Source organism: Mangrovimonas spongiae (genome assembly GCF_003944795.1).
Lineage (GTDB): Bacteria > Bacteroidota > Bacteroidia > Flavobacteriales > Flavobacteriaceae > Mangrovimonas > Mangrovimonas spongiae.
The window spans coordinates 247063-262650 of record NZ_RWBG01000004.1; the positions used below are offsets into that span (position 1 = coordinate 247063).

A 15588-nucleotide genomic window follows, 5' to 3' on the forward strand; every position below is an offset into this window, starting at 1 on the left:
TCATTTTAATCGGCGTCCTAATACATTGGTTGCTATGGTTGTAAAAATTACAATGCTAATAGAGCTTAAAGGCATTAGTATGGCTGCAATTACTGGCATTAGTTGTCCTGTAATGGCAAAGTAAAGTCCAATAACATTATAAATAAATGAGCATACAAAACTCCATTTAATAATTTTGATAGCTGTTTTTGAGGCTTTTATATAATTATGTAATTGGTCAAATTTTGAAGCATCTAAAATGGCATCGCAAGCAGGAGAGAAGACATTAATGTTTTCTGAAATGGCTATTCCAACATCACTCTGTGCTAGGGCTCCTGCATCGTTTAAACCATCGCCAACCATAAGAACATTAGCGCCGTTGTTTTGGTGGTGTTTAATATATTCTAATTTATCGTTAGGCTTTTGATTAAAAATAAGCTTGGTTTTAGATGGTAATAACTTTTTTAAGTTTTCTAATTCACTATCGTTATCACCAGACAATATGGCTAAATCAAAGTCTTTTTTTAAGGTCTTAAATAGTTTAGATAACCCTTTTCTGTAGGAGTTATAAAAGGTAAACTTTCCTTTATAGGCATTGTTGGTACTAATATGAACAGCTGTGTGTAGTTCGGTATCTTGTTGTGATTTTCCAACATAATTAGCAGATCCAATTTTAATAGAGTTGCTATTAGAGGTTCCATAAATACCTTGCCCTAAATGTTCTTCGAAATGATTTAAAGAAACGATATCATTTTTTTGAAGGATATCATATAACGATCGACTTAATGGATGATTAGAATGCCTTAAAGTGCTTGTTAATAAAGCTTCTTCTTCAGTAGATAATGTTTCACCAATATAAGCTGCTTTACTTTCTTTATTAGAGGTTATCGTTCCTGTTTTATCAAAAATAATAGTATCAATTTTAGCTAACTGTTCTATTACCGAAGCATTTTTTAAGTAAAATTTTAACTTACCAAAAATACGTAATAGGTTGCCTAAAGTAAAAGGTGCAGAAAGTGCAATGGCACAAGGGCAAGCAATAATTAACACAGCAGTAAATACATTTATTGCTTTAGAAGCATCTACAACCAGCCAATATGCTGTGGCAAGTGTAGCAATACTTAAAACAGCTACTGTAAATCGTTTGCTAATAGCATTGGTTAACGATGTAAAACCATCTTCTTTATTTTTATTAAAAATATCGTTGCTCCATAGCTGAGTAAGATAACTTTGCTCGACAGCATTTAAAGCTTCCATTTCTATACTGCCAGCAGTTTGTTTACCACCAGCAAAAAGTTTGTCACCAGATGTTTTTTTAATAGCTTCAGATTCGCCTGTTACAAAACTATAATCAATATTGGCGTTGCCGTTTATAAGAATACCATCAACAGGGATAAGTTCTTCATTTCTTATTAATAAACGATCGCCTTTTTTTATGTCGTAAACCTGAATAGGAATTTCCTTATTGTAATCTATTTTGGTGACAGCAATTGGAAAATACGATTTGTAATCACGCTCAAACGATAAGAAATTATAGGTGCGTTGTTGGAAAAACTTTCCTAAAAGTAGAAAAAAGACTAAGCCTGTTAGGCTGTCGAAAAAGCCCGTGCCAAGATCAAAAACAATTTCAATAGTACTTCTTATAAATAAGACTAAAATTCCTAAAGCGATAGGAATGTCTATGTTTAATAATTTAGATTTTAGCCCTTTGTAAGCCGAAATAAAATAATCTTGTGCCGCATAAAATACCACAGGTAAGGAGAAGGCAAACATAAGCCATCTAAACACATTTTTATATTGATCTAGCCAAAACTCTTCAACCTCGAAATATTCTGGAAAAGACAGAAACATAACATTGCCAAAAGCAAAACCTGAAACACCTAGTTTGTATATTAATCTGCGATTTACTTTATTTTTTCCTGTATTAAAGTCTTCTAGCGAAATGTAGGGCTCGTAACCAATTCTATTTAATAGAAGTACAAGTTCTTTAAGCGATATTTCTTTGGATTTGTAAGTAACTCGTAAGGTTTTTTTACCAAAGTTAACTTGAGATGCTGTTATGTTAGGGTTGAGTTTATTAAGGTTTTCTAAAATCCAAATACAGGAACTACAATGAATATGAGGTATTGTAAGCGTAACAATTTGATTGTTTCCATCGTTAAACTCGGTAAGCTTTTCAATAATGTTTTCGTTGGTAAGAAAATCATATTTACCTTGAATGTCTTTAGGTGTTGCTCCTGGCGATTGTTGTAAGTCGTAGTAACAAGTTAAATCATTTTCAGAGAAAATGTCATAAACTGTTTTACAGCCGTGGCAACAAAAATCTTTGTTGTCAAAAATAATGTGGTCTGTTGTACAGGAATCGCCACAATGAAAACAAGTAGTTTGCTTCATAATTATTTGCTCATAAATACCTAATGGCAAATTTTGTCATATAAGTTAATAAAAAATATGATAATTGTCAGCTATTAATTATTTTTACACAGCAGGTAATTTGTATAGGTATGAGTAAATGTGAACAATGTATTATTAGACAATTTAATTCTTTAAAAGCCCTTCATAAAGAGGATCTTGTAAGGTTGTCGGGATGTAAAACCACGAAAACCATTAAGAAAGGCGAAGTGATTTTTGAAGAAGGCGAAAATGTAAACGGTGTATATTGTATTAAGGATGGTGTTTGTAAATTATCTAAATTAAGCACCAATGGAAAAGACCAAATTGTAAAATTGGTTACTAAAGGAGATTTACTAGGACAGCGTTCTTTAATTTCTGATGATACGACCAATTTAAGCGCTATTGCTGTAAACGATATGGAGGTGTGTTTTATTCCAAAAAGTGAAATTGTTCATGACTTAAAGAACAATGTAAACTTTTCTATGGATATGCTTAAAGAAATGGCCGATGATTTAAAACTAGCCGATAATGTGATTGTTGATATGGCACAAAAATCGGTTAAACAACGCTTGGCAGAAACCTTATTATATTTACAAGATAATTTTGGAGAAGATGATGAAGGCTTACTTAATATCGTTTTATCCAGAGAAGATTATGCCAATATTGTTGGAACAGCAACCGAGTCTGCCATTAGAATTTTATCACAATTCAAAAAAGACGGATTAATTTCTACCAAAGGCAAACATGTTAAAATAGAAAATATAAACGCTTTAAAGCGTATGGAATAGAAGACTTCTATTTAAATTTCTTTCTTTTTAACATAAAAATTGTCATCAACAAGAATAGTATTACCTTTTATAGCTGTGGTTTTCCAGTTGTCCTCAGGATATAGCCATTGTTTTTTATGATCTATTGTAACCTTTATTGGCATATCAAAACCATCTACAATGTTTGTCCAACGATATTTTAGGGTGTTATTCTTAATGGTGTACTCTAATGTTGGAATTTTGGTGGTTCTTAAGTATTGATTAAAAAATTCGGTTAAATCAATGTCTGTCTTTTTGCTTAAGTAATCTTCAATTTGTTGTGTACTAACTGTTTGATGGTAGAAATCTTTATTTAAACCTCGTAAAATAGCTCGCCATGTATCATCATCTTCAACAAGTTGACGTAAGGTATGTATCATATTAGCACCTTTGCAATACATATCACCAGAGCCTTCTTTGTTAACATTGTAGGGGCCAATTATAGGAATATCGTTTTTAATAATTTGTCTTAGACCAATAAGATATTCTGATGCCGCTTTTTTCCCATAATAATATTCTAAAAAGAGACTTTCGGAGTAAGTTGTAAAGCCTTCATGTACCCACATATCGGCAATATCTATGTTTGTAATATTGTTCGCAAACCATTCATGACCAGCTTCATGTATAATAAGAAAGTCAAATTTTAATCCCCAGCCAGTTCCCGATAAATCACGGCCTAAATAGCCATTAAGGTATTTGTTCCCATAAGTAACAGAGCTTTGGTGTTCCATGCCTAAATAAGGGACTTCTACAAGTTTAAAACTATCTTCGTAAAACGGATATGGCCCAAACCAATGCTCGAAAGCTTCCATCATTTTAGGCGCTTGTTTAAATTGTTGTTTTGCCTTGTCTAAATTATAACTTAGCACCCAATAATCCATATCGAGTTTTCCTTTTTCACCTTTGTAAACTTCAGAAAAGTTAGTGTAATCGCCAATATTTATGTTAACGCCATAATTATTTATAGGGTTTTTTACGGTCCAATTAAATGTTGTCGTGTTTTTATGTTCAATTTTGCTTTTTAATCTACCATTAGAAACATTGGTTAGCCCTTTAGGAACCGTTACACTCATATCCATACTATCAACTTCATCGTACATGTGGTCTTTACAAGGCCACCAAACGCTAGCACCTAAACCTTGATTGGATGTGGCTATAAAATGATTCCCGTTTTCATCTTTTTTCCAAGAAAATCCACCGTCCCAAGGTGCATTAACAGCTTCTCGAGGTGATCCGTTATAGGTGACTTGAATAGTATTTATATCGCCTACTTTTTGGTTTTTAATTAAAGTAATAAAGTGGGCGTTGCCTTCATGCTTAATCGGTAATTCTTTGCCATTTTGTATGGCTTGGGTAAGTTGCATAGGTTCTTGTAAATCTATTTGCATGACCTGATGAGGTGCTAACACTTTATAGGTAATGGTATTTTTTCCTGAAATTGTTTTTTCTTCTGGAAATACGTCTACATCTAAATGATAATAAGTTAAATCCCACCATTCTCGTTCTGGTGTTATAGTACCACGAAGTGTGTCTTGTTTTGTGAACGATTTTTTTTCACCTAATAATTGTGCTTGACTAAAAGAACTAAAAAGTATTACTGAAAGAAAAAGAATGTATTTCATAAAAATTAAAGGTATTTAGGCATTTACAAATTTACTTAATAAGTCTCTAACAGCTTCTGTATTTTTAACATAATACTTGGCTTGTGTTTTTTTAAAGCCAACTTTAATGGTGTAAGCTGATTTAGGAAGCTCTTCAAACATATACTCATCGGTCCAATCGTCTCCAATAGCAAAGGTAAAATCGTAATCAGATTTTGCCATCCATCTAGAGGCTGCACGTCCTTTATTTACACTACTACTTTTTATTTCTATAACCTTGTTGCCTTTTAACACTGTTAAATCGTTATTAGAAATTAAGCTGGTAAGTACCGTATTTAGTTCCATGGTACGAATTTGTGCTAATTCGGGATCGGCTTTACGATAATGCCAAGCTAGCGAGTATTTTTTCTTTTCAATGAATGTTCCTGGTGTTCTATCTACAAATGTTTCTAAAATAGGACGAATATTATCCATCCACCCGGTTTTAAGGCGTTCTAGCATATCCCAATCAGATGTTTTCGATTTTAACCACACACCATGGTCTGTAATAAGGTTATAGTCCTTATGTCCATACCAAGTTTCAAAAGTTTCACGATCTCTTCCGCTTATAATAACCACATCGGTATTTTCAAGTGCATTTAAATTATCTAACAACTTAAAAAGTTCTTGATCTGGTTTGGCATCTTTTGGGTTGTTTTTAAAACCAGACAGCGTGCCGTCGTAATCTAATAAAAGAAGTTTACGTTTCGATTTTTTAAAATCTGAGAGCATTTTTGTTTCGTTAGTTCCTGCCATTTTTTCGGCAACTATTACGGCATCTAGTTGTTTTGTGTTGTTAAGCGATTTTAAAAACTCTTCGGCCCATTTTTCAACACTATATCGTTTTAAGCGTTTTTGAAGTATTTCTAACCTATTTTTTTGCTCGTCAAGAGACATTTCTAGCGCATATTTTACCGTGTCTGCTATTTCAGCAAAGTTATTGGGGTTTATTAAAAGTGCTTCGTTCATTTCTTTTGAAGCACCAGCCATTTCACTTAAAATAAGCACACCATCTTGATTGGTTCTTGTGGCAACATATTCTTTGGCAACCAAATTCATACCGTCTCTAATGGGGGTAATTAAGGCAATATCAGACGAGGTATATAAATCGATAAGATTCTCAAAAGGCATCGAGCGATAAAAGTACCAAATAGGAGTCCAACTTACGGTGGCAAATTGCCCGTTAATTCGCCCAACAAGCTCGTCGGTTTCTCGTTTTAGTTTCTGGTATTGTGGTACGTCGGAACGCGACGGAACGGCTAACATAATTAAACGGACTTTTTCTTTAAATTGTGGGTATTTATTTAAAAAATATTCGAAAGCACGAATGCGGTTAGGAATGCCTTTAGTGTAATCCATTCTATCTATAGAAAGTATCATTTTGGCATCAGATCCAGATTGAATATGATCATCTAACCTGCGTTGTAATTCGGATTTTTCATTATCTTCTTGATTAGTGTGTTTTAGTGCTGCATTTTCAAATTTTTTGTAGTCTATTCCCATAGGAAAGGAGTCTACCTTTACAATTCTGTCTAAGTATGAAACCTCATTAAACTTGACATCTAATCTTAAAATACGCTTTACCGAACTTAAAAAATGCCGTTCGTAGTCGTAAGTATGAAACCCTATTAAATCCGATCCCAGCATACCGTGCAATAATTCTTCACGCCAAGGAAAGGTTCTAAAAATTTCGTAAGATGGATAGGGAATATGTAAAAAGAACCCAATTGTAGTATTAGGCTTTTTATCTTTTATAAGCTTTGGTAATAATAATAGTTGGTAATCGTGTACCCAAACGGTATCGCCATCGTTTATATGTTTTAAAACAACATCGGCAAATTTTTGATTTACCTTTTTATAGGTTTCCCATTGTTCGCTTTCAAAAACAGTATATTCAGAAAAATAATGAAATAAAGGCCAAAGTGTTTTATTACTAAAACCAAGATAATAGTTATCTATATCGTTTTGAGTAAGTGGTACCGTAGCACACTTTTCTTTTGCAACGGCCTTATTTACTTGTTCCGTTAGGTTTTCGTTTAATTCCTCTTTGGTAAGTCCAGACCACCCAATCCAAATGCCATTTCCTTCTGCGTGTACAGATTTCATGCCTGTTGCCAAACCACCAACACTAGGTTTTATATTAAGGTTATCGTCTTCTAATTTTACTTGTAAAGGCAGTCTGTTTGAAACAATTATGGTTTTATTCATATACTATATTTTGTATTACCGTTTGGATTTTTGTTAATTTAATGAAAATTAATTTCCTAACCCTAAAACTTAAGAAATTTGATAGATAATTTACATTATGGTATTGTTGGTAATTGCCGAACTTGTGCTTTAGTTTCTAAAACAGGTACGATAGAGTGGGCGTGTTTGCCAGAGTTTGATTCCTCATCGGTTTTTGCAAAAATTTTAGATGAAGAAAAAGGAGGTAGTTTTGGTTTTATAGTAGATGATACTTATAAAATCTCTCAGTTTTATATAGAAAACACCACGATACTTGTTACTAGATTTAGTCATGGTGAAGATGTGTTTGAAGTACACGATTTTATGCCGCGTTACTATAAAGCTAATGGAAGCTATCAAGCACCGCCAGAATTAATTAGATATGTAAAATATATATCGGGAAATCCTAAGTTTAAAATAAACTACTCACCAAAATTAGAGTATGCAAAAGGGGAAACAAATACCTATGTAAAAGATAACTTTATTGTTAGTTTAACCTATGGCGATAAGTTTGATACAATTTTTCTCTACACTAACTTTGATAAACAAGGTGTTGTAAATGGCGATGAAATCGAGTTAACATCAGACGGCTATTTTTTGTTAGGTTATAACGAAAAAGTATTTGAAACAACCGTAGAAAATATCTTTTTAGAACACGAACGTACCAAAGTCTATTGGTTAAATTGGGTAGATAGAACCCCAAAATATAATCTTTATAATACCGAAATTATACGAAGCGCTTTAACATTAAAGTTACTTACTTACGATAAATCGGGAGCTGTTTTAGCAGCAGCAACAACATCTTTGCCAGAAACTATAGGCGAAGTACGTAATTGGGATTATCGTTTTTGTTGGATTAGAGATGCTTCTATGGTTATAAAAGTGGTGTCGCAATTAGGGCACAAAAATATAGCTAAACGGTATCTTAATTTTATTATAGACCTTATTCCACACAAGGATGAAAAACTCCAAATTATGTATGGAATTAATAAAGAAAAGAAATTAACAGAGCACACACTCGATCATTTAAAAGGTTATAAAAATTCTAGCCCGGTACGCGTAGGAAATGCTGCTTATAAACAAAAGCAAAACGATATCTATGGTATTTTAATGGATGTCATCCACCAGCAATTCAAGACCTTTACACTCGATGTAGAAAATACAGAAGAACTTTGGACTATTACCAAAGGTATTGTTTGGGTTGTAAATAAACACTGGAAAGAAGCCGATAAAGGTATCTGGGAATTTCGAGCAGAAGATAGACACTTTACATTCTCTAAAGTGTTGTGTTGGGTAGCAGTAGATAAAGCTATAAAAGTAGCCGATCTTTTAGGGAAAACAAGAAAAAGTACTAAATGGAAAAGTCTTGAAAGCGATATAAGAGAAGATATTATGGAACATGCCTGGAACGATGAGGTTAAAGCATTTACCCAATCGTATGGCTCTAAAGACTTAGATGCGTCTGTGTTACTCATGGAACCCTATGGTTTTATAGATGGACGCGACCCAAAATATATAAGTACGGTTAATGCTATAGAGCGCGAACTTTGTAACGACGGATTATTATATCGTTATAAAAATCAGGATGATTTTGGGTTGCCATCATCATCGTTTACCATTTGTACGTTTTGGTTTATAAATAGTTTGTATAAAATAGGTGAAGTGCAAAAAGCTAAAGCAATGTTTGATAAACTCCTGTCTTACAGTAATCATTTAGGACTGTTTAGCGAGGATATCGATTTTAAAACTAAACGCCTTCTAGGTAATTTTCCTCAAGCATATTCTCATTTAGCCTTAATAGAAACAGCTATAAATCTTTCTGAGGTTACCAAAGAAGAACGCGTTAAACATAGTATTCGATAAAAAAAACATCCACTTTTAACAATTAAAAAGTGGATGTCTAACTATCAAACTAACTAAACTTAAAATTAACTAAAAGCAGTATTTATTTTCTGCTTTAACTTTTTCTGCAATAGTGTTTCGTAAGTCTACTACATTAGGGAAATTTGTATATTTTGTAAAACGCTTTAAGCCCATAAGCATCATTTTTTGCTCATCGCCTTCAGAGAAGGAAATAATGCCTTCCATACCGTTCTTTTTTACCGTTTCTACAGCATTAAATAAATATAATTTTGCCATAGCAATTTGCTCTTTTTGCTTGTCTTCACCAAAACGTTTGGCATTCTTTTCGGTTCTTAAAATAGCCGATTCAGCCATGTAAATTTCTATCAAGATATTTGAAGCCGCCATCATTAATTGTTGATGTTCTTCTAAGTCTTGACCGTATTTTTGAACAGCAGCACCAGCAACCATCAAGAATACTTTTTTAAGTTTGGCAATCATGTCTTTTTCTTCTGTAAACAATTCAGAATAATCTGGAATATCAAAAGAAGGAATACCCATTAATTCATCTTTTACAGCCATGGCTGGACCTAGTAAATCAACGTGACCTTTCATAGCTTTTTTAACAAGCATACCTACCGAAAGCATGCGGTTAATTTCGTTAGTACCTTCGTAAATTCTTGCAATACGAGCATCACGCCAAGCAGCTTCCATTGGGGTATCTTCAGAGAAGCCCATACCGCCAAAAATTTGAATACCTTCATCGGCACAATTTTGAACATCTTCTGAAACAGCTACTTTTAAAATAGAACATTCAATAGCATATTCTTCTACACCTTTTAGTTCGGCTTCTTGATGGCTATTACCTTCTGCTAAACGAATAGCAATGCGGTCTTCAATATTTTTTGCAGCACGATAACTTGCCGATTCGCCAACATAAGCATTGGTCGCCATTTCGGCTATTTTTGATTTTATGGCACCAAATTCTGAAATTGGGGTTTTAAACTGTTTACGCTCATTAGCATATTGCACACCTGTTGTGGTAATACGACGTTGCGAATCCAGACAAGCTGCAGCTAATTTAATACGTCCCACGTTTAAAGCATTCATAGCAATCTTAAAACCATTACCGCGTTCCGATAACATATTTTCAACAGGTACTTTGGTGTCGTTAAAGAATACTTGACGTGTAGAACTAGCGCGAATACCTAATTTATGTTCTTCTTCACCTAAAGTAATACCATTTTCAGGATTGTTTTCTACAATAAAGCCAGTAATGTATTTATCGTCTTCAATACGCGCAAAAACGATAAACATATTACAGAAACCTGCATTGGAAATCCACATTTTTTGTCCGTTGATGAGGTAGTGTTTACCATCATCAGATAATTTTGCTGTTGTTTTTCCTGAATTCGCATCGCTACCAGCGCCAGGTTCGGTTAAACAGTATGCGCCAAACCATTCGCCAGAAGCTAGTTTTGGAACGTATTTTTGTTTTTGCTCTTCGGTACCATAAAGTGTAATAGGCATTGTGCCAATTCCTGTGTGTGCACCAAAAGCCGTACTAAACGATCCCGTTCCACTAGAGATATAATCGCATACCAACATGGTTGAAACAAAGCCCATTCCCATGCCGCCATATTCTTCAGGAACAGCGACACTTAAAAAGCCCATTTCTCCGGCTTCTCTCATACATTCTTCGGTAAAAGCATAGTCTTTATTTTCAAAACGCTCTCTGTTGGCAATTATTTTTCGGTCGTTAAATTCAATAACCGAGTCGCGCATCATTTGTTGTTCTTCTGAAAAATCTTCAGGAGTGAATACGTCTTCGCAGTTGGTTTCTTTTACTAAGAACTGTCCGCCGCGCAAAATATCTTTTTTTTCTGTTTCCATTATAAATAATAGGTTTTTAGTAGTTAGTATTGAGTATTGAGATGTTTTGGATGTCTCATTACTCAAATCTCATATCTCAATTCTAATTTAAAAATTCAAAAATTCCACAAGCACCTTGTCCAGTACCTACACACATGGTTACGGCACCATATTTACCCGTCATATTGCGTTTGCGCATCTCATCAAACAGTTGTACAGATAGTTTGGTTCCTGTACAGCCTAACGGATGACCAAGTGCAATAGCACCACCGTTTACGTTTATAATATCTGGGTTTAAGTCCAACTCACGAATAACGGCTAACGATTGCGAAGCAAAAGCTTCATTTAATTCGATAAGCTCTAAATCGTTTTGTTTTATATTGGCTTGCGCCAAGGCTTTTGGTATGGCCTTTACTGGGCCAATTCCCATAATGCGAGGCGGTACACCAGCAGCGGCATAACTTACCAAGCGAGCAATAGGCTCAAGGCCTAATTCTTTTACCATATCTTCGCTCATCACCATTACAAAAGCAGCACCATCACTCATTTGTGAGGAGTTTCCTGCGGTAACACTTCCGCCTTGTGCAAATACAGGGCGCAGTTTTGCTAAAGCTTCTTTATTAGTGCCTTTTCGTGGGCCTTCGTCTTTATTTACAGTATAGGTTTTTGTAGCTTTTTTACCGTTGTTGTCTATGTAGGTTTGTTCGACCTCTATAGGAACAATTTGATCTTGAAAACGATCTTCGGCTTGTGCCTTTAAGGCTTTCATATGGGAGTTGTAAGCAAATTCGTCTTGATCTTCACGAGAGACTTTAAATTGGTTGGCGACAGCTTCGGCGGTATTACCCATACCCCAATAGTAATCTTCGTGGCCAGCTTTTACAGTATCGTAATTTAACTCGGGTTTAAAGCCTGTCATGGGTACAGCACTCATACTTTCGGCACCACCAGCAATAATACAGTCGGCCATACCTGCTTGTATTTTTGCTGAAGCCATAGCTATGGTTTCAATTCCAGAAGAACAGAAACGATTTACGGTCACACCAGGAACATCTACAATATCTAGTCCCATAAGGGAGATTAAACGTCCCATATTAAGACCTTGTGCACCTTCTGGCATGGCATTACCCACGATAACGTCGTCTATACGTTTGGGGTCAAGATTTGGCAGTTCTTTCATCATGTGTTTGATGGTTTCGGCTGCCAATTCATCGGTTCTTTTAAAACGAAACAGTCCTTTTGGAGCTTTTCCAACAGCTGTTCTGTATGCTTTTACTATATATGCGTTTTTCATTTTTTTTAGTATTGAGTATTTAGATTTTAGTATTGAGACATTATAATTATAGTTTTTGTTGAAAGGAATAATTCATTTTTTGTATTTCAATACATAATTCAATTACTGGGTTTACTTTTTCTTTAGCTATTAAATTTAATTCAATTGATAAGATAAGTTGCGTTTGAAGTTCGTAAGCAGAACCATTTGCAACACTTAAAAAATATTTAAATTCTTTATTCGAATTTCTACCTGCACCTTCGGCAATATTTGAAGGAATGGAAATAGCACTTCGTTTTATTTGAGAATTTAATCCGTATTTTTCATCAGAAGGTAATTCAGAAGTTATTAGGTATACAGTTTTAGCCAATTTAATTGACTTTTTCCATATTTTTAAATCTTCTATTTTATGCATAATGTTCTAACTACTCAATACTAATGTCTTAATACTATTCGCAACTAGTTGCGAAGTGGTTTTCCTGTTTTCAACATATGTTGAATGCGCTCTAACGTTTTACGTTCGGTACAAAGACTTAAAAAGGCTTCGCGTTCTAGGTCTAATAAATATTGTTCGCTAACATTTGTTGGTTCACTTAAATCGCCACCAGCCATAACATAGGCTAGTTTATTAGCGATTTTTTGGTCGTGTTCACTAATGTAATGGCTAGCTTCCATAGAATCTGTTCCTACTAAGAACATTCCTAACGCCTGTTTACCTAAAACTTTAACATCTTTACGTCTTATAGGTTTTGTATAGCCTTGTTCTGCCATTAATTTAGCATAAGCTTTTGCTGTGGCTATTTGTCGGTCTTTATTAACAACAACTATATCTTTACCTTTTTGAAGAAGGCCAAGATCGAAGGCTTCGTAAGCCGAAGTCGATACTTTTGCCATACCAATGGTCATAAAATATTCTTGTAAGACATTGAGTTTTACATCGCCTTTATGAAATTGATCTGAAGCTCTTAATGCCATTTCTTTGGAACCGCCACCGCCAGGAATAACACCAACACCAAATTCTACAAGCCCAATATAAGTTTCTGCAGCAGCAACCACTTTGTCGGCGTGAAGCGATAATTCGCAACCACCACCAAGCGCCATACCGTGTGGTGCAGCTACTGTTGGAATAGCCGAGTAGCGCATACGCATCATGGTGTCTTGGAACATTTTAATGGCCATATTGAGTTCGTCATATTCTTGCTCGACAGCCATCATGAAAATCATACCAATGTTGGCACCTACCGAAAAGTTTGCCGCTTGGTTTCCTATAACCAAACCTTGAAAATCTTTTTCGGCTAAATCTACTGCTTTGTTTAATCCAGATAGCACATCGCCGCCAATGGTGTTCATTTTACTTTGGAATTCGCAGTTTAAAATGCCATCGCCTAAATCTTCGATAACAACACCAGAGTTTTTAAAGACTTCTTTAGATTTTCTAATGTTATCTAAAATAATGAAAGCATCTTGTCCTGGTACTTTGGTTTGTGTTTTTGATGGAATATCGTAGAAATAGGTTGCTCCATCTTTTACGGTGTAGAAAGATTTACTACCCGAAGCCAACATCTCGTTAACCCAAGCTGCTGGTTCGTAGCCTTCGGCTTTCATAATATCCAAGCCTTTTTCAACACCAATGGCATCCCAAATCTGGAATGGTCCGTGTTCCCAACCAAAACCAGCTTTCATGGCATCGTCTATTTTGTAAAGCTCATTAGTTATTTCTGGGATTCTATTGGATACATAAGCAAACATTGCGGAGAAATTTTTACGATAAAAATCACCCGCCTTGTCTTTTCCGCCTACTAGAATAGGGAAGCGGTCTATAACCTTATCGACCGTTTTAGTTAATTCTAAAGTGGCGAACGAGGCTTTTTTCTTCTTTCTATATTCTAGAGTGTCTAGGTCAAGCGATAGTATTTCACTTTTACCATTGTCACCTTTAATTTTTTTATAAAATCCTTGTCCTGTTTTACTTCCTAACCATTTGTTTTCCATCATGGTATTGATAAAGTCTGGAAGTTTAAATAAATCGTGGGCTTCGTCATCTGGACAATTGTCGTAAATACCATTGGCAACATGTACCAAGGTGTCTAACCCAACGACATCGACTGTTCTAAAAGTAGCCGATTTTGGTCGTCCGATAACAGGACCAGTTAATTTATCGACTTCTTCAATGGTTAACCCTAAATCTTTTACTTGATGAAATAAGGATTGAATACCAAAAATACCAATACGGTTACCAATAAATGCTGGTGTGTCTTTGGCAACAACCGAGGTTTTTCCTAAGAATTGTTCGCCATAGCCATTCAAGAAATCTAGAACATCTTGAGATGTTTTAGGTCCAGGAATAATTTCGAATAATTTTAAGTAACGTGCAGGGTTGAAGAAATGTGTTCCACAGAAATGCTTCTGGAAATCGTTGCTTCGACCTTCACTCATAAACTTAATAGGAATACCAGATGTGTTCGATGTAATTAAAGTCCCTTCTTTACGATGTTTATCTAGGTTTTCGAAGACTTGTTTTTTAATGTCTAAGCGTTCTACAACCACTTCAATAATCCAATCCACTTTGGCGACTTTAGCAATATCATCTTCTAAATTCCCTGTAGTAATTCTATTTGCAAATTTTTGATGATAAATAGGAGAAGGTTTCGATTTTAATGCTGATTGTAGTGCGTTGTTTACCAGTCGGTTTCTAACAGCTTTATCTTCTAGAGTTAACCCTTTTGCTTTTTCGGTATCGGTTAGTTCACGTGGTACAATGTCCAGCAGTAATACTTCTACACCAATATTGGCAAAATGACAAGCTATACCGCTCCCCATTATTCCAGATCCGATAACAGCTACTTTATTAATAATTCGTTTACTCATTATATATATTGTTATTTATCTTGGTTATATATTTTTTTATTTGAAATCATCTCGTTTATTAGTTCGGCAACTTCATAGAAGTGGTTTAATTTTTCTTCTGAAATGTTATCACGAATTGTTTCGTTAAACGTGAGTACCTTTTCACGAGAATAAGCGCGTTTTTCACGTCCAAATTCGGTGAGGTGAATTAAAACCCCGCGACCATCTTCAGGATTGGGTTTACGTTCTATTAAACCCCTTGTTTCCATGGTTTTCAAAATTCTAGATAGCGATGTAGCTTCCATTCCCATTTTTGGACCTAACGATGTTGATGGTGTGCCTTTTTCAGGATCTATATTAAGTAAGGTAAATCCAGTTGCCATGGTGCTATCAAACTTAGAAGCTTCCTCGTTATACATTTTATTTACTGCTAACCATGTGGTACGCAGAACATAGTCGATGGTTTTGTCTTTCATTTAAAAAATTTAATCTCATCAAATATACTAAAATTTATTATGCACGCATAATAAATAATGATAATTTAACAAAAAAGGACGTTTATTATTACAAAATGAACTTTTTGAATTGTGTTTTGTTGTGATTTTGATATAAGTGTGAGTCTTTATGAAGAAAATACCTTATTAAGGTGTATTATTTTTTATCAGAAAAATATGTATTTCAACGATATAATAATTACAGGAGAGGTTAG

Annotated in this window: 10 protein-coding genes; 2 read left to right on the forward strand and 8 right to left on the reverse strand. The window is 34.7% G+C overall.

Features of this window, described 5'->3' with window-relative positions; all coding sequences use genetic code 11:
* A complete protein-coding gene (locus EJA19_RS10205) occupies nt 1-2373 on the reverse strand; it encodes a heavy metal translocating P-type ATPase (RefSeq protein ID WP_125468268.1) in 2373 nt (790 codons plus the stop codon).
* Nucleotides 2374-2483: 110 nt separating this feature from the next.
* On the opposite strand from EJA19_RS10205, the gene EJA19_RS10210 reads away from it, so the two are divergent.
* On the forward strand, nt 2484-3161 hold the full coding sequence (locus EJA19_RS10210; protein WP_125468269.1) for a Crp/Fnr family transcriptional regulator: 678 nt from the start codon (nt 2484-2486) through the stop codon (nt 3159-3161).
* Between the two features lie 11 nt (nt 3162-3172).
* Here EJA19_RS10210 and EJA19_RS10215 read toward each other — a convergent pair whose 3' ends face one another.
* Together EJA19_RS10215 and EJA19_RS10220 are read right to left on the reverse strand one after the other, a co-directional pair.
* Nucleotides 3173-4801: a M1 family metallopeptidase gene (locus tag EJA19_RS10215; protein WP_125468270.1), complete on the reverse strand. Its 1629-nt coding sequence runs from the start codon at nt 4799-4801 to the stop codon at nt 3173-3175.
* Between the two features lie 15 nt (nt 4802-4816).
* Nucleotides 4817-7027 (reverse strand): bifunctional alpha,alpha-trehalose-phosphate synthase (UDP-forming)/trehalose-phosphatase, encoded by a 2211-nt coding sequence (locus EJA19_RS10220; protein WP_125468271.1) that lies wholly within the window; start codon nt 7025-7027, stop codon nt 4817-4819.
* An 81-nt stretch (nt 7028-7108) separates the two neighbouring features.
* Here EJA19_RS10220 and EJA19_RS10225 point away from each other — a divergent pair, with 81 nt between their 5' ends.
* Entirely contained in the window at nt 7109-8908 is a 1800-nt protein-coding gene (locus EJA19_RS10225) for a glycoside hydrolase family 15 protein (RefSeq protein ID WP_125468362.1), read from the forward strand.
* Between the two features lie 69 nt (nt 8909-8977).
* Here the strand turns inward: EJA19_RS10225 and EJA19_RS10230 are convergent, their stop codons facing one another.
* The 5 genes from EJA19_RS10230 to EJA19_RS10250 form a co-directional block, all read right to left on the reverse strand.
* Nucleotides 8978-10780 (reverse strand): acyl-CoA dehydrogenase family protein, encoded by a 1803-nt coding sequence (locus EJA19_RS10230; RefSeq protein ID WP_125468272.1) that lies wholly within the window; start codon nt 10778-10780, stop codon nt 8978-8980.
* A gap of 82 nt (nt 10781-10862) precedes the next feature.
* Entirely contained in the window at nt 10863-12053 is a 1191-nt protein-coding gene (locus EJA19_RS10235) for an acetyl-CoA C-acyltransferase (RefSeq protein WP_125468273.1), read from the reverse strand.
* A 46-nt stretch (nt 12054-12099) separates the two neighbouring features.
* The gene (locus EJA19_RS10240; RefSeq protein ID WP_125468274.1) at nt 12100-12447 is read right to left on the reverse strand and encodes a four helix bundle protein; all 348 of its coding nucleotides are present in this window, start codon (nt 12445-12447) and stop codon (nt 12100-12102) included.
* Nucleotides 12448-12491: 44 nt separating this feature from the next.
* Nucleotides 12492-14900, reverse strand: coding sequence for a 3-hydroxyacyl-CoA dehydrogenase/enoyl-CoA hydratase family protein (locus EJA19_RS10245; protein WP_125468275.1), 2409 nt, complete (start codon nt 14898-14900; stop codon nt 12492-12494).
* Between the two features lie 11 nt (nt 14901-14911).
* Nucleotides 14912-15355, reverse strand: coding sequence for a MarR family winged helix-turn-helix transcriptional regulator (locus tag EJA19_RS10250; protein ID WP_125468276.1), 444 nt, complete (start codon nt 15353-15355; stop codon nt 14912-14914).
* Nucleotides 15356-15588 lie beyond the last annotated feature (233 nt).